13 protein-coding genes and 3 tRNA genes are annotated in these 16475 nt (G+C 46.6%); 4 read left to right on the top strand and 12 right to left on the bottom strand.

All coding sequences use genetic code 11. The features are described 5' to 3' along the window. Nucleotides 1–35 precede the first annotated feature (35 nt). Nucleotides 36–437: a lactoylglutathione lyase gene (gene gloA, locus J2W69_RS01285; RefSeq protein ID WP_008898445.1), complete on the bottom strand. Its 402-nt coding sequence runs from the start codon at nucleotides 435–437 to the stop codon at nucleotides 36–38. A gap of 496 nt (nucleotides 438–933) precedes the next feature. Here gloA and J2W69_RS01290 point away from each other — a divergent pair, with 496 nt between their 5' ends. Then, complete coding sequence (locus J2W69_RS01290) at nucleotides 934–1764, top strand: alpha/beta hydrolase (RefSeq protein WP_310273787.1); 831 nt, start codon at nucleotides 934–936, stop codon at nucleotides 1762–1764. Between the two features lie 320 nt (nucleotides 1765–2084). Next, nucleotides 2085–3053, top strand: a complete 969-nt coding sequence (locus tag J2W69_RS01295; protein WP_310273789.1) for a polysaccharide deacetylase family protein — start codon at nucleotides 2085–2087, stop codon at nucleotides 3051–3053. A gap of 164 nt (nucleotides 3054–3217) precedes the next feature. Here J2W69_RS01295 and nth read toward each other — a convergent pair whose 3' ends face one another. The 11 genes from nth to J2W69_RS01350 all read right to left on the bottom strand — a co-directional run bounded on the left by nth (nucleotide 3218) and on the right by J2W69_RS01350 (nucleotide 12420). Next, nucleotides 3218–3877: an endonuclease III gene (nth, locus tag J2W69_RS01300; protein ID WP_310273791.1), complete on the bottom strand. Its 660-nt coding sequence runs from the start codon at nucleotides 3875–3877 to the stop codon at nucleotides 3218–3220. 25 nt (nucleotides 3878–3902) lie between these two features. Then, the gene (locus J2W69_RS01305; protein WP_310273793.1) at nucleotides 3903–4598 is read right to left on the bottom strand and encodes an electron transport complex subunit E; all 696 of its coding nucleotides are present in this window, start codon (nucleotides 4596–4598) and stop codon (nucleotides 3903–3905) included. 26 nt (nucleotides 4599–4624) lie between these two features. Then, a complete protein-coding gene (rsxG, locus tag J2W69_RS01310; protein ID WP_310273795.1) occupies nucleotides 4625–5257 on the bottom strand; it encodes an electron transport complex subunit RsxG in 633 nt (210 codons plus the stop codon). Next, on the bottom strand, nucleotides 5257–6321 hold the full coding sequence (rsxD, locus tag J2W69_RS01315) for an electron transport complex subunit RsxD (protein WP_310273797.1): 1065 nt from the start codon (nucleotides 6319–6321) through the stop codon (nucleotides 5257–5259). Before rsxD ends, rsxG begins: the two co-directional genes overlap by 1 nt. Beyond that, nucleotides 6318–8747 (bottom strand): electron transport complex subunit RsxC, encoded by a 2430-nt coding sequence (gene rsxC, locus J2W69_RS01320; RefSeq protein WP_310273799.1) that lies wholly within the window; start codon nucleotides 8745–8747, stop codon nucleotides 6318–6320. The genes rsxD and rsxC overlap by 4 nt, the downstream gene beginning before the upstream one ends. Nucleotide 8748: 1 nt before the next feature. Further along, the gene (rsxB, locus tag J2W69_RS01325; RefSeq protein WP_310273801.1) at nucleotides 8749–9303 is read right to left on the bottom strand and encodes an electron transport complex subunit RsxB; all 555 of its coding nucleotides are present in this window, start codon (nucleotides 9301–9303) and stop codon (nucleotides 8749–8751) included. Then, on the bottom strand, nucleotides 9304–9885 hold the full coding sequence (rsxA, locus tag J2W69_RS01330; RefSeq protein WP_008898435.1) for an electron transport complex subunit RsxA: 582 nt from the start codon (nucleotides 9883–9885) through the stop codon (nucleotides 9304–9306). A 264-nt stretch (nucleotides 9886–10149) separates the two neighbouring features. Next, on the bottom strand, nucleotides 10150–12006 hold the full coding sequence (locus J2W69_RS01335) for an EAL domain-containing protein (protein ID WP_310273804.1): 1857 nt from the start codon (nucleotides 12004–12006) through the stop codon (nucleotides 10150–10152). 122 nt (nucleotides 12007–12128) lie between these two features. Beyond that, nucleotides 12129–12205, bottom strand: a tRNA-Asn gene (locus J2W69_RS01340). Nucleotides 12206–12240: 35 nt separating this feature from the next. Beyond that, a tRNA-Asn gene (locus tag J2W69_RS01345) sits at nucleotides 12241–12317 on the bottom strand. A gap of 26 nt (nucleotides 12318–12343) precedes the next feature. Continuing rightward, nucleotides 12344–12420: transfer RNA gene (locus tag J2W69_RS01350), tRNA-Asn, on the bottom strand. A gap of 546 nt (nucleotides 12421–12966) precedes the next feature. On the opposite strand from J2W69_RS01350, the gene J2W69_RS01355 reads away from it, so the two are divergent. Next, nucleotides 12967–14331, top strand: coding sequence for an MATE family efflux transporter (locus J2W69_RS01355; protein WP_310273806.1), 1365 nt, complete (start codon nucleotides 12967–12969; stop codon nucleotides 14329–14331). Nucleotides 14332–14395: 64 nt separating this feature from the next. After that, entirely contained in the window at nucleotides 14396–16387 is a 1992-nt protein-coding gene (gene uvrB, locus J2W69_RS01360; RefSeq protein WP_310273808.1) for an excinuclease ABC subunit UvrB, read from the top strand. The last annotated feature ends 88 nt before the right edge of the window (nucleotides 16388–16475 follow it).

Here is a 16475-nt window from a genome sequence, read left to right on the forward strand (position 1 = left end):
AAGGAGCCAATCGGCTCCTTTTTGCTATCAGCTGATTAAAGCTGAACGTAGCTGGCTTTTTTCTGGATAAGTTCGATGGCGTAGTTGTCCGGGTCGCGTACAAAAGCGATTTCTGTGCTGCCGCCTTTGACCGGGCCTGGCTCGCGGCTAATCACACCACCTTTAGTGCGGATCAATTCACAAGCAGCGTAAATATCTTCTACTTCTAAAGCAATGTGACCATAAGCTGTACCCGGTTCGTAGCTGTCAACACCCCAGTTGTAGGTGAGTTCCAATACCGCGCCTTCGCTTTCATCGCTAAAACCCACAAAAGCCAATGTGTATTTGTATTCAGCGTTTTCTGAGGTACGTAATAACTTCATGCCGAGTACTTCAGTGTAAAAGGCCAAAGAGCGTTCTAAATTAGTTACACGAAGCATGGTATGTAAAATACGCATAAAAATTCCTTAATCGATTTTTTCAGCAAACTTGCACAGATCTTCATTGGTTTTGTTGCTAACCCGGAAGATATGGGGCGACCGCAATAGTAGGACAGCCCTAAATTCGTAGTGCGGTAATGGAGGGTAACATATTCTGCTGCCCTGGCAGGGCGCCTCAGCGCCAGAACGACACAATTAAAGGTTCAGAATTCAAAGCCTCAAGAGACTCGCTGTCATGCTTGAATAAGTTGCGCGACAGTTGTCGCAGATTTTTCTTGACGGGTAGCGACAGGTGTCGCACTCTTGGTATGCTAAATCATTGACCAGCCTCCAGGATGCAACAACCTACTAAGCCTGAGTTGGAAATGTCGAAATGACGTTGAGAAAAGCAACAGCGGCCAGCAGAACTGGCGTTTAAGCAATACATGTTATCGTCAGCAAAAAGTGCAGGTTACGACGCTGAATAGGTACGGGGTCGCTCTGAATTTGAGTGGTATACAATAGGGTGAATCAAATGAAATGGGTTGTGTTATCGGCATTACTGCTGCTCTGTTTTAAGTTAAGTGCTGAAACCCGCTATGAATTGCCACGGAGTTCAGTGATTGAGCTGGAGGAAAAATCCACTGGTCGTGTCTATCCGTTGTTTATTCAGTTGCCTGTATCCTACGCCAGTCAAACGGACAACCTTTATCCAGTGATTTACCTGACCGATGCCCATTACACTTTTCCTATAGTCGCAGGTGCGACGCGTTTTCCAATGAACACGGGTGTTATGCAGCATGCCATTATTGTGGCTGTATCTTATGAAAAGGGTTCAGTGGGCACCAACAGCAGAACCAGAGACTACACGCCCACAGTCACAAAAGCCTGGACGCAACAGACCGGCAACGCGATAGGGCATAAGCAGTTTCTTCGTGACACAGTTATTCCGTTTATTGAACATCATTATCGGGCAAGCAAAAAAGATAGAACTTTTGTTGGCAATTCGCTCGGCGCTTTGTTTGGCGCTTATATTTTGTTTAGCGAGCCAGATCTGTTTTCAAACTACATACTGGGTAGTCCGTCCGTCTGGTTTGATCATAATGTGATTCTGGCGTTGCAAGCGGTGAAACCAAAGCTAAAAACAAAAGTGTACTTATCCGTTGGTGAGTATGAAACGCCTGCTTATGGCGAAGGGCAAGACATGGTCAAGGGAGCAGTTCAGCTGAAGGAAAAAATTGCTGGCCTCGGTGGTGCAGATATCGAACTGAAATTTTCAACTATTTCAGGTGCGAGTCATTTCACCGCATTCCCCACTACTGCCATTCAGGGTTTAGACTGGGTGTATGGTATAAAACGGCAATGATGTTTCAAAAGCTGTGTTAATCCTGGCCTAAAGCGCACCCGCGCGGCAGAGAAAGATTTTAGATCCCGCTAAAACCAGACAAAGGAGTTATGTTTGGAAATTAGAAAACTCAATAGCTTGCGGGGCTTGGCTGCACTTATCGTTTTTGTCACCCACTTTAGTGATATAACCCATTGGCTTGACGGCTCTTTAGGCGGAGTGTAGAAGTAGGAAAACATTATTCGAAGTGAATCAAAAGCAGAAGACCTGGTACACTTTAATTTTATGCCAAATGGACCCAAAGACTATGTTTAAGAACCAAAGGGAAGTGGAAAATAGTCATGTTTATTATTAAGTTGATTCATGTGTCAATCGTTGCTTATGCGTGCCTTGCCAGTCTCTGTGTGGACGCAAGGGAGCACCATCCTAAGAGTATCTCAATCACCTTTGATGATGTCCCCATCCACGGTGAATTTACTCTACCGGCGCAATCACTTAAAGACATCAACCAACAACTCCTTGATACCCTGAAAAAATATAAGATACAAGCAACTGGATTTGTGAATGAAGGCCACCTTAAAAACGACCCCAAATTATTGCAGTCTCTGTTATCAGACTGGCACAAGCATGGGCACGAGCTTGGCAACCACACATTTTCACATATTTCCTACCATAAGACTGAATTAGACACTTACCTGGCGGACATTCAAAAGGGCGCCACAACAACACAAACGGTGCTCGGCAAACAAAAGCAAAAGTTCTTTCGTCCGCCTTATTTGCATGCGGGCGACACCAATGCGTCGCAACAGATGCTCGATAAGGGCCTGGAAAAGTTAGGTCTCAGATTAGTTCCGGTGACGATGGAAAATGCAGATTACGTGTTTGATGCGCCCTATACAGCCAAGCTGCAAAATAAACAGATGGCAGCGGCAAATACTTATAAACAGCAGTATCTTACGTTTACAGAGCAGAGATTAGATTTTTACGAAAGTGCCAGCGCAAAAATGTTTGACAAGCCAGTACCACACATCTTAATGCTGCATGTTAATCAATTAAACGCCGATAGTTTAGACAGCATTCTGATGTCCTTGCAATCACGTGGTTATCACTTTCAAAGCCTGGAGAAAACTTTACAGCACCCGGTATATTCTCAGCCCACTCAAGCATTTAAATTCGGTATTCATTGGCTATTTCGCTGGGATAAATCTAAGGAAAATAAAGTGAAGTGGGCAACAGAGCCAGAGCCTTCTGCTGAAGCATTTGCCGAACACCAACAAGCCATAACCACTCTAAAAAATGGCAAGCTATAGTACGTAGTCTATAAATAATACTAAGGTTGGTGTCTCTGAGATGGGACACCAATTTTGGGTCTGCATTGGTAAAATCAAACATGCACTTATTCAATCCGGTGCGTCTGTCATTCAGCTGGAACTTATGTCTGGATAATAGCTATTCACTCTAACCCGTCATTTGGCTATTCAGTTTTCTCTTTAAACTCGCAGAGGTCCTCAATGATACAAGAGCCACATTTAGGTTTACGGGCCACGCAGGTATAGCGGCCATGCAGGATCAACCAGTGGTGCAGGTCGAACATAAACTCAGATTTATTCGGGGTGTTTTTAATGATGCTTTGTTCGGTTTCTTCAACCGTCTTGCCTTTGGCATAGCCTGTACGGTTAGCGACGCGCTGGATATGGGTATCGACGGCGATAAAGTATTTACCTTCGTTATCTTTTAGCCATCCAAAAGCCGTATTCAGTACCACGTTGGCCGTTTTACGACCTACACCTGGCAAGGCTTCTAAAGCGTCACGGTTTTCCGGCACTATGCTGTTGTGCTGGTCGATCAGAATACGGCAGGTTTTGATCAGGTTCTCGGCTTTTGAGTTAAAAAGCCCAATGGTCTTGATGTACTGCTTTACGCCATCCACACCTAAATCAAAAATAGCCTGCGGCGTATTGGCGACAGGGTAGAGCAGACGGGTGGCTTTATTGACGCTGACGTCAGTCGCCTGGGCCGATAACAGCACAGCCACCAGCAATTCAAAAGGCGAGTTAAACTCCAGCTCAGTGGTGGGGTTAGGGTTGTTTTCCCGCAGACGCTGTAATATCTGAATACGTTTTTCTTTGTTCATTCGACTTTATTCAAATCCCTTGCTGCTAGGTGGATACGTGAGTGACCCGAGCCCTGCTGATTTTTTGTTCCACAGGTTTAGCTTTGGCCGCAATTCTGGCATCCACAGCGTTTTTACCTGCGATCAGAAAGCCCATCACTAAAAAAGCGCCTGGTGGCAATATGGCTAATAAAAACTGGTTATCGGCCTGATACAGATGAATGGTCAGCATTTTGGCCCAATCACCCAGCAGTAAATCCGCTCCGGCAAATAAAGTACCAGAACCTATGACTTCACGCACTGCACCTAAAGTACAAAGCACCAATGCAAAACCGGTGCCCATCATCAGGCCATCAAAAGCCGCTGGTGCTACCGCATTTTTCGAGGCAAAAGCTTCAGCCCGGCCAATCACTATGCAGTTGGTGACGATCAGTGGAATAAAAATGCCCAAAGCCTGATACAGGTTATACATAAAGGCATGCATCAACAGCTCAATCACAGTGACCACAGAAGCAATCACCATCACAAAGACCGGGATACGGATTTCATTAGGTACATAATTGCGGATTAACGACACCACAGTGTTGGTGCTTAATAACACCAGCATAGTGGCCAAACCTAAACCCAAAGCGCTGGCCAGGCTGTTGGTGACGGCCAGTAAAGGACAAAGGCCTAATAACTGCACCAGGCCAGGGTTGTTTTTCCACAAGCCCTGACGGACTAACTCCTGATATTGATTCATTTTGCTTTCCACTACAGAGGCTTCCATCACAATAGGGCTGCACAATCTGAGGGCAGGCTGGCCAGTTCCGGATGTTGCTGAATATAAATCGCAGCGTTTTTAACGGCTTTCACTACAGCCCGTGGCGTAATAGTAGCACCGGCAAACTGATCAAACTGACCACCGTCTTTTTTTACGGCAAAACTACGATCATCTTTTGAACCCAGAGTCTGACCATGAAAGCTCAGCACCCATGGGCTTTTTCGCAGTTCAATTTTATCGCCAAGGCCCGGAGTTTCTTTATGGTTTAGTACCCGCACACCAATAATCTCACTGTCGGGACTGATAGCGGCCAGCACTTCAATGGCACCGCTGTAGCCATCTGGCGCTGTGGTTTCAACTAAATAGGCTTTAACTGCGCCGTCCACCCGATAGCGGTAGATATTCTGTTTGGCTTCTTTGCCTAATAACTCAGTATCCAGCGCGGCTACACAGTCGTTCAAAATAGCAGTATTACCCGCCAGTTCTGGCATCACTTCCACTAAGGTACGAAGTTTGCCATCAAGCTGCTGCTGAGCAATTTCACTTTTTGTTATTTCATTGACTGCAGCCACTGCAAAGACGCAAAGCACAGCTGCAGTGCCGAGCAACAGCGCATTTTTACCTACAGAACTTAGCATCAGCGTGCTCCTTTGCTTTTATGGCCATAAGTGCGTGGCTGGGTGTAGTAGTCAATTAAAGGCACTGTCATATTGGCCAGCATCACGGCGAAGGCAAAAGCGTCCGGATAACCACCGTAGCTGCGGATCACAAAGGCCAATCCACCTATTAAAGCACCAAAAACCAGCCGGCCTTTTTCTGTGGTTGAAGCGGACACCGGATCGGTCGCAATAAAAAAAGCAGCCAGCATAGTAGCGCCGGAAAATAGTTGAAATAGCGGGCTGGCATTGGTGTCTGGTGATATCAGCCAGGCGAGTAAACTAAAACCAAACAAGGAGCCTAAAACAGCCACCGGAATACGCCATTGAATCACTTTTTGCTGCAGTAAAAACAAACCACCGAGTAAATAAGCTAAATTGACCCAAAACCAGCCTTCACCGGATAACCAGCCAAATACTGGCTTTTTCATACTTTCTTCTGTGGTGTAGCCTTGAGACAGATCGGTTTTTAACGTATCCAGCGGCGTGGCCATACTGATGCCATCTGCATCCTGACGAAGCTGGCTGATACTATAGCCACTGCAGCTAAAGTTGGTAAAAATAGTGCAGACTGCATCGGCAGGACCCAGGCTTTGCTGCTGCAAAGGTGCTGCAGGTAACCAACTGGTCATAGGCAGCGGAAATGACACCAACAGCAACACATAAGCGGCCATGGCCGGGTTAAATAAGTTATTACCTAAACCACCGTACAGTTGTTTCACCACAATAATGGCAAAAGCTGTGCCTATCACCACCAGCCACCAGGGGGCATAAGAGGGGATAGCAACAGCAAGCAACAAGGCTGTGACCAGAGCGCTGTGGTCCAGTAATTTAGCTTTGACTTTTTTACCACGAAGGGCTAGTACTGCAGCTTCGCAGCATAGTGCTGTAACAATGGCCAGCAGCAGTTGGATCAGTACACCGTACCCAAAAAAGTAAGCCTGCACTGCAATACCAGGCACCGTAGCCAAAGCCACCAGTTTCATCAATTGGGCAGTCGTTTTTTGGATGTGCTGGTGCGGGGAGCTGGCGATCTTAAAACTCATAACGGCTCACTGTTTTGTTGTTTTTTAGCTTTGGCCCGGGCTATAGCTGCTGCTATGGCGGCTTTTTTTGCATCTTGTTCTGGTGTTGCTGCATGCTCTTGAGGTTCTGCTGATGGAGCATGTGGTGTTGTAGCCTCTGCTGCTGTTTGCTGCGAAGCTTCAGGGGCTTTCTCAGCCAATTCAGCCTGCTTTTTCGCTTTAGCACGGGCTATAGCGGCAGCCACTGCAGCTTTTTTCGCATCCATATCAGGAGCATCAGAAGCTGCAGTTTCAGCTGGCGCTGGTTGTTCAATAGCTTCTGGCTGTGCTTCAGCTTGTTTTTTCGCTTTGGCACGGGCTATAGCAGCGGCCACTGCAGCTTTTTTCGCATCCATATCAGGAGCATCAGAAGCTGCAGTTTCAGCTGGCGCTGGTTGCTGAATAGCTTCTGGCTGTGCTTCAGCTTGTTTTTTCGCTTTGGCACGGGCTATAGCAGCGGCCACTGCAGCTTTTTTAGCATCCATATCAGGAGTATCAGCAGCAGTTTCAGCCGGAGCTGGTTGTTCAATAGCTTCTGGTTGTGCTTCAGCTTGTTTTTTCGCTTTGGCACGAGCTATAGCAGCGGCCACTGCGGCTTTTTTCGCATCCATATCAGGAGTATCAGAAGCAGCAGTTTCAGCCGGAGCTGGTTGTTCAATAGCTTCTGGTTGTGCTTCAGCTTGCTTTTTCGCTTTAGCACGGGCTAAAGCTGCAGCTATAGCCGCTTTGCGTGGATCTTCGGCAGTAGTTGGTGCTGTGTCTTCAACCGGCGTTACAGTTTGAGCCTGTTGTTTTTGCTGTTGATAGGCTAAAGCTTCGGCTTTTTTACGTTCACGCTCTGCAATAATTTGTGCTTTATCCAGCGGCTGGTCGCTTTGCTGCTGAGTGCGCTCAAGCGCCTGTTGTACTGCTACTGCGTTTTGACTGGCCTGACCGCTGGCTTGTTGCTGTGCTACCCGCTGAGCCGCCAGTTGCTGGTTGCGTTCCAGACGCTCTTGTTTTTCCCGCTCTAAACGTTCAGTACGGGCATCAAAACGGGCTTTGGCTTGTTCGGCTTTTAAGGCTTCGTGTTGGGTTTCACGAATTTCGGCTTTAGCTACACGGTAGTAATGCACCAGTGGAATTTCGCTTGGGCAAACATAAGCGCAGGCGCCACATTCAATGCAGTCGGATAAATTGTATTCGGCCAGTTTGTCCTGATCTTTGGCTTTGCTGTACCACAACAATTGCTGTGGCAATAAGCTGGCAGGGCAGGCATCGGCACAAGCGCCACAACGGATACAGTCCATTTCGTCGCTGGCGGCACCCAACTCGTTTTCAGTAGGGGCTAACACGCAGTTGGTGGTTTTCACCACAGGCACAGACCAGTCGGCTATGGCAAAGCCCATCATAGGGCCACCAACAATAATACGTTGCTGAGGTTCAGCCTGAAAACCACAAGCATTCAGCAAATCTGAGATGGGCGTGCCTATCAAAGCCAGCACGTTTTGCTGCTGAGCTAAAGTTTCACCTGCGACTGTTACTACTCTATGGATCAGCGGGATGTCATCCAGCACCGCCTGAGCTATCGCAAAAGCAGTACCGACGTTTTGCATTACTATGCCAATATCCAGAGGTCTGCGACCGGCCGGTACTTCTTTATTGGTCAGCAACTGAATTAATTGCTTTTCGCCACCTGAAGGGTATTTGGTCGGGACTTCCCGTACAAAGTAGTTGTCTTTTTGACCAATAGCGGCTTTGAGTGACGCAACAGCTATAGGTTTGTCGTCTTCAATGCCAATTAACACCGCTTTAGGGCTCAGCAGTTTTACCAGTATTTCGATACCGGCAATAATGTCGCTGGCACGCTCCTGCATCAGCATGTCGTCTGCTGTGATATAGGGCTCGCACTCCACTGCATTGATAATCAGATAATCAACGGGTTGTTTTACATTCACTTTAATATGAGTAGGGAAACCTGCGCCGCCCATACCGGAAATGCCAGACTCCTGAATACGCTCCAGTAAGGTGTAACTATCGGCCTGCTCTGGATCCAATGGCTTACGAGGCCGCCATTCGTCCATGCCATCCGGCGCCAGCACTAAAGTAGGTTCAGCTAAGCTAGAAGGGTGAGTGCTGGTATGGAGTTCAATCGCCAGCACAGTGCCTGAGGTGGGCGCATGCACAGGCACAGCCATCGCATTATCGGCCTGAGTTAAAGCCTGGCCTTTGAGTACACGATCACCCACTTTGACCCGTACTTTGCCCGCCACCCCAATATGCTGGCGCAGCGGTATATATAAACGGTCAGGAATATCTAAAAGTGCCACAGGTCTTTGATTGGTGCGCTCTTTACGACCCGGCGGGTGAATACCGCCATGGAAGTCCCAGACTTTTCCTGCCTGAATTTGTTGAAATAAAGTAGGCAAGTTACGACTCCAGCACTTTTACCGGAATGGCTTTGAGGTCCCATTTCCAGCGTTCAATACTGCTGGCCAATGGCACCATATCAATGCAATCCACAGGACAAGGTTCAACACATAAATCACAACCCGTGCATTCGTCGACAATGACGGTATGCATCTGTTTAGAGGCACCAACTATGGCATCCACAGGGCAGGCCTGAATACATTTAGTGCAGCCTATACATTCATCTTCACGGATATAGGCCACACGTTTTATAGCCGGAGTTTGGGCCGCGTCCAAAGGTTTGACATCTACACCCATTAAATCGGCCAGTTTTTTGATGGTGGTATCGCCACCGGGCGGGCATTTATTGATGTCATCGCCATTGGCTATGGCTTCGGCATAAGGCCTGCAACCCGGATAGCCACATTGACCACATTGGGTTTGCGGTAAAATTTCGTCAATTTGTTCAACCAGTGGATCGGCTTCCACTTTAAAACGTATGGCGGCGTATCCCAGAGCGGCACCAAAGACCAGCGCCAGAATACCCAAAGCCCAGAGGGCTGTGATAATAGACATTTACGCTTTCACCAAACCAGTAAAGCCCATAAAGGCTAAAGACATTAAACCCGCGGTAATCATACCTATAGCTGCACCTTTAAAAGACACTGGTACATCGGCGGCAGCCAGACGCTCACGCATAGCGGCAAATAAAATCAACACTAAAGAAAAGCCAGCAGCAGCACCAAAGCCATAGACCACAGAAGAGAAAAAATCATGCCGGGCATTGACGTTCAGAATAGCCACACCCAATACAGCGCAGTTGGTGGTGATCAAAGGTAAAAAGATACCTAACAAACGATACAAAGTAGGGCTGGTTTTATGCACCACCATTTCAGTAAATTGCACCACCACAGCAATCACCAGAATAAAACTTAAGGTACGCAGATACATTAAATCCAGCGGCTGTAACAAATAAAAATCGACCAGATAACTGCAAAGCGAGGCTAAGGTCAGCACAAAAGTAGTCGCCATCGACATGCCAATAGCTGTTTCGAGTTTTTTTGATACGCCCATCACAGGGCATAAGCCGAGAAACTTCACCAGAACGAAGTTATTCACCAGCACTGTGCTGACCAGCAACAGCAAAAATTCCGACATAAAAGAACCCCAGAAAAAAGTCGCGCTATTATGCGGCTTTGTTGAAGTTGAAACAACAGCGCCCGGCGCTATTGGCCCATATCTGAGCCTATGACGCCGGATAAACCTTAGGGCGGGTCTTGTGCCCGCCTGGATACTGCGCCGCCAAATACCTCGACGGGCAATAAAACTGATTAAAAACTGCGGGCGACCATAAAGGTCGCCCCTACAATAATTCTAATTAAAATCAATCAATTGTTGGGGCGGGTGTTGTACCCGCCCTTATTATTCCAGCGGCGCTGGTTTACCTAAGAAATAACCTTGAATACCGTCAATCAATAAAGACTCCAGCATTTGTTTTTCTGCAGCAGTTTCTACATTTTCGGCGAATACCACCACGCCAATACGGTGCGCTAAATCCACCATCAGCCGGACGAAGTACTGGTTGTTTTTGTCTTCTTCAATTTGCCGGGTGTAGCTGCCATCCATTTTGACAAAATCAGGTTTTAAGTCGCGGAAAAATTTAAAGGAAGTAATACCAGCACCAAATTTTTCCACTGTCACTCTGGAGCCGCACTGATGCAGCATATCAATCAACCTTTTGCTTAACTTCAGGTTTTGCTGCAAACCCCATTCACTGATTTCAAACACCAATCGTGGAGTCAGTTCGGTTTCTTTTAACAAACGCCGTTCCAGATAACTGATAAAGCCTTCGTCCTGCACTGCATGGGCCGACAGATTCAAACCAAAACTCTGGCCCGGATGTTTAGCCACCAGACTCAATGCCTGTTCTACGATCATCTGTTCAATCTCGATCAGCTTGTCGAGTTTTTGGGCCATGTCTAAAAATAATGCAGTGGGCAATAACTGATCTTCACTACTGCGAAAACGCACTAATAATTCGGAATAGGTTTTACTGGTTTTATTCAGCCCCTGGATAGGTTGCGCCAACAAGGTTAAACGCTGACCTTGTAATACATCGTCAATCAGGGTGCGCCAGTTTTTGGTGCTAAAGGACGAATCTGCCGTTTGATCCTGAGTATCGGTAAACAAGTACCATAAGTTACTTTGTTTAGTGACTTTACTTTGTTTGGTTTTTGCCAGACCTAAGGCTGTATCCGCCATCGCCAGCAATTCACCCAAAGGTTTGCCCTGAGCCACCTGCACTAAGCCTGTTAATGCCACCGAATCCAGTTGCTTTTGCTGCTGATAAGCGTCGAAGTTTTGCTGCAACAGTATAACCAGCTCTTCGGTTTGCTCTGTGCTCATCTGTGGGAACAACACACAAAAATCAGTGTTGTTTAAGCGGAATAATGGGCTTTCATCCGACAGTTGAGGCAGTTGCTTTAACAAGTCTGCCATTTCTTTAATATACAAATCACCAGCCAGATAACCCTGTTTGTGGTTGATCTGCGCCAGGCTTTGACAACGTACCAGTAAAAACACCGACTGATACACCGCATTGGCGGCTTTGAGTTGCTGTTCGTAATAACGCACAAATTGCTGACGGTTTGGTAACGAGGTCAGTTGATCATAAAGTGCCAGTTCTAATAAGTAGTCGGTGCCTGAATTATTTGCCTGAGGTTGAAATTGTTGCACTACGGAGGGGGCTTGTTGCACCGCTGCCTCTATAGGATGAGGCGGCAGAGCTTTGAGTTTTTTGGGGCGGCCTGGCTGCAGGTAATAAGGCAACACACCCAGCAGCAGTATGCCAAAAAACAAAAACACACTAAAAAGTTCCAGGGTGCTTAATTGTTCAGATAACGCCGGTAAAAACTCAACCTGTAAATTATGCGGCTGATCTTTGATCGAAGCCGCAGTAAGAGGTCTGTTAAACTGCAACAAAATCCAGGACCCTAGCGTATGAGCCGGCATAGTATTGCTTTGTTCATGCAGTACCACACCATCCAGTTGGCTGACTTTTAGATAAGGTAAATCGAAACTGCTGCTCAACTGGCGGGTCAGAATTTTTGTATCGCCGGTTAAATCACTGGCTAACATTTGCTGAATAGCGCTGTAATGCAGCTGATACAAGCTTTGAATTTGTTGAGCAGCAGCAAACCAGAACAACCACAGCGCCAGCAAAGCCGATACAAAAGCGGCAGTCCAATGACTTAACGCAATAAAGGATGGAGACTTCATAGCAGGCAACCCATACTGAATTTTTGTCCGAGCTTGAACATCAGAAAATAAGCTTAAGGTATTTCAGAGAGAAACACTAAGAAAAAGAAAGAATTAAGTGGGAGGAAAAAAAGTATTTTAGGTGGCTCCCCAGGTTGGACTCGAACCAACGACCTACGGATTAACAGTCCGCCGCTCTAACCGGCTGAGCTACTGAGGAATTGTATACGGTTATCAAATTGTCATTATTTCAGTTGGCTCCCCAGGTTGGACTCGAACCAACGACCTACGGATTAACAGTCCGCCGCTCTAACCGGCTGAGCTACTGAGGAACTGAAATAATATGTTGAGACTACAGTGGCTCCCCAAGTTGGGCTCGAACCAACGACCTACGGATTAACAGTCCGCCGCTCTAACCAGCTGAGCTACTGAGGAACTGTGTTCTGCAACGGGGCGCAATACTAATGCTCGTCTTAAACACTGTCAACACTTAGACTGGTGCTTTTTCATAAAAGAAGTTCACTTGCTGTTTGTTTAGCCAAAGCCAGTAGAAAAGCTGTGCAATCACAAATTATCACTATGCAAAAGCTATTCGTGCTTTAGTTGTATGAATGAGTTTTGTCAAAGTCAGGCCACTCAAGGGCTGGCGTAAGTTACCCACAGAATCTGTGGATAAGTCTGTGAATTGTTCGCCTGAAGGGTAGGCTAAGCCTTAGCAGATAAGGCTTGGCGCCAGATCAATAGGTTTGAGACTAATTTTTTATCTCATATAAAACAATGGCTTACAAATCTGAAAGAACTGAAACTTTATGCATGACAGCACTGAACAAACAAAATTTCTATGCAAAAGCAGATTGTGAACATTTTTTATTATTCCTGTGCAACTTTGCACCAAATTGGTTTTATATTTGTCGCATCGCGGGTAGTGCGAAGTCTGACTTTTCTCTACAATAGCGGCCACTTGCGCTTAAGCTGACTGTTATGACTCAATCTACTTCGAAACGTCCTGATCTGCTCAAAGGTGATATTCAGGCCACTATCAAACAAATGACGGTGCCAGTGCTATTCGGCATGATCACCTTAATGTCATTTAACCTGGTGGATACCTTCTTTATCAGTATGTTGGGCACGGCTGAACTGGCTGCTGTCAGTTTTACCTTTCCTGTGACCTTTACCGTCATTAGCTTAGCCATAGGCTTAAGCATTGGTACATCAGCCGTGATAGCTCGTGCTTTGGGCAGTGGTGATGAACAAAGTGCCCGCAGTGATGGTTTAGCGGCTTTATGGTTGTCCGCTTATCTGGTCATGGCCTTGTCTGTGGTGGGTTATCTGACGATTGACCCTTTATTCCGTTTATTAGGCGCCAAAGACGATACCTTGCCTTTTATTCATGCCTATATGGAAATCTGGTTTTTTGGTGCTGTATTTTTAATTACCCCTATGATTGGCAATGCGGTGTTGCGCGCTGCCGGAGATACCAAAACCCCCAGCATTCTGATGGCCTGTGCCGGTTTATTAAATGCCGTTCTGGATCCGATTTTTATTTTTGGCTGGGGGCCAGTGCCTGCTATGGGCGTAGCCGGAGCCTCTTTAGCCAGTCTGATCTCCTGGTTATTAGGTTTTGGTCTGATCCTGTATTTGCTGATGGTGCGCCGTAAACTGGTGGATGTAGGGCATCAACCTTTGAAAGAATTCATCAAAATCAGCCGTAAAATTTTACATATTGGCTTACCCGCTGCTGGTGCCAATATGCTGACCCCTTTGGCTATGGCTATTTTAACTGCCCTGATGGCAAGTTATGGTGCAGAAGCAGTGGCTGCTTTTGGTGTTGGCGCCCGTATCGAAAGCCTTGCTTCCTTAGTCGTATTGGCACTTTCGATGACCTTACCGCCTTTTGTCAGTCAGAACTATGGCGCCAGTACCTATCAACGTATTGATGATGCCTATCGCAGTTGCATTAAATTTATTCTGGGCTGGCAGTTAGTGGTTTATATAGTGTTAGCTGCCGGTGCCTGGGTGGTGGCGGATCTGTTTACTGAAGATCCGTTAGTGGCGCAGTATATTCGCTACTTTATCTGGATTTTACCTTTAGGTTACGGCTTGCAGGGCATTATTATCCTGACCAATTCCTCGTTTAACGCTTTGCATCTGCCGATGAGTGCGCTGCAACTCAGTGTGATCCGCTTATTTGTATTTTATGTGCCTTTTGCTTACCTGGGAGGTTTGTTGGGGGGAGTGATGGGGGTCTTTGTTGGCGGGCTTATTGCGAATGTATTTACTTCAGGTCTGGCTTACAGCTGGTTTAAGCGTAAGCTGATGGCGCTAAGATTAAGTGGAGAGTCCTGATGGATCCTTGTGTTGAACAGGCATGTCGCTCAAAGCATTCTGTCGCTTCAATTGGAGAGCCTTTATGAGTCGTGATTTTGAGCTGGTCTCCCATTATCAGCCCGCAGGTGATCAACCTAACGCGATAGCAAAGCTGGTGGAAGGCTTAGAAGCAGGCTTGGCCCATCAAACTTTATTGGGTGTCACAGGCTCTGGTAAAACCTTCACTATGGCCAATGTGATAGCGCAAGTGAACCGGCCTACGCTGATTATGGCGCATAACAAAACCCTGGCGGCTCAGCTTTATGGCGAGATGAAGGAATTTTTCCCGAATAACTCGGTGGAATACTTTGTGTCTTATTACGACTACTACCAACCTGAAGCTTATGTGCCCTCCAGCGATACTTTTATCGAAAAAGACGCCTCTATTAATGAACATATAGAGCAAATGCGTTTGTCGGCCACCAAAGCATTGATGGAAAGACGGGACGTGGTAATTATCGCTTCTGTGTCGGCCATCTATGGTTTGGGCGATCCGGAATCCTATATGAAGATGCTGTTGCATCTGAAAGTGGGCGATATAGTCGATCAGCGTTTTATCTTACGCCGTCTGGCCGAGCTGCAATACAAACGTAATGATACGGCCTTTGAACGTGCAACTTATCGTGTACGGGGTGATGTGATTGATGTGTTTCCGGCCGAGTCGGATGAAATTGCAGTTCGGATCGAGCTGTTTGATGAAGAAATTGAGCGCATCAGTTTATTTGACCCTCTGACAGGTTCAGTGGAAAAAGTGGTCAGCCGTTACACAATTTATCCAAAAACTCACTATGTTACGCCTCGGGAAAAAATTCTGGCGGCCACTGAACGTATTAAAGTGGAGCTGAAAGAGCGTCGCGCTCAGTTGCTCGCTGAAAACCGTTTGATAGAAGAGCAACGTATTGGTCAGCGCACTTTATTTGATTTAGAAATGATGGTGGAGTTGGGCTATTGCTCCGGTATCGAAAACTACTCGCGCTATTTATCGGGCAGGGCAGAAGGCGAGCCACCTCCAACCTTGCTGGATTATTTCCCGGCTGATGGTTTGATGTTTATTGATGAATCTCATGTCACCATTTCACAAATTGGCGCTATGTATAAAGGTGACCGTTCCCGTAAAGAAAATCTGGTGAACTATGGCTTTCGCCTGCCTTCGGCTTTGGATAACAGGCCACTGAAGTTTGATGAATTTGAATCTATAGCTCCACAGCGCATTTATGTGTCGGCCACACCAGCAGATTACGAGTTAAAACAATCGGCTGGCGAAGTGATAGAGCAGGTGGTGCGACCAACAGGTTTATTAGACCCTGTCATCGAAATTCGCCCTGTAGCCACACAAGTGGACGATTTAATGTCGGAAGCTTTCCGCTGTGCCAAATTGGGAGAGCGGGTACTGGTGACAGTACTGACCAAAAAAATGGCTGAAGACTTAACAGACTATTTAGCAGGCCATGGCGTTAAGGTACGTTATTTGCACTCAGACATCGACACAGTCGAGCGGATGGAAATTATCCGCGATTTACGTTTAGGTGTCTTTGATGTGCTGGTCGGTATTAACCTGCTGCGGGAAGGTCTGGATATTCCGGAAGTGTCGTTAGTGGCTATTCTGGATGCGGATAAAGAAGGCTTTTTACGTTCAGAGCGTTCGCTAATCCAAACCATGGGCCGTGCCGCCCGTAATCTTTATGGTAAAGCTGTGCTCTATGCCGACCGTATTACTGGCTCTATGCAGCGCGCTATTAATGAAACCGAGCGTCGTCGTAATAAACAGATTGCCTACAACGAGCTGCATGGCATCACACCTACTGCTATTAAGAAGAAAGTGTCGGATGTGATGGACTTGGGACAGGATGCCGATCTGCCTAAAGTGGCGGAAAAAATCAAACTGGCCAAAGGCAAAACGCCTTATCAGCTACAGGCAGAAATTAAGCAACTGGAGCAAAAAATGCTGCAGCATGCCAAAGATCTGGAGTTTGAATTGGCTGCGCAAGTGCGGGATCAAATTCATCATCTGCGTGAAGCTTTGCTGGAGATTTAAATAACGGGGGTCAGAGTAAAATTAACATTTTAACTTTACTCTGACCCCAATTGTTTTGAAATTCATCAGACTTTTCCCATTTTGGTTA

Origin of the sequence: Rheinheimera soli (assembly GCF_031457405.1) — a bacterium.
GTDB lineage: Bacteria > Pseudomonadota > Gammaproteobacteria > Enterobacterales > Alteromonadaceae > Pararheinheimera > Pararheinheimera soli_A.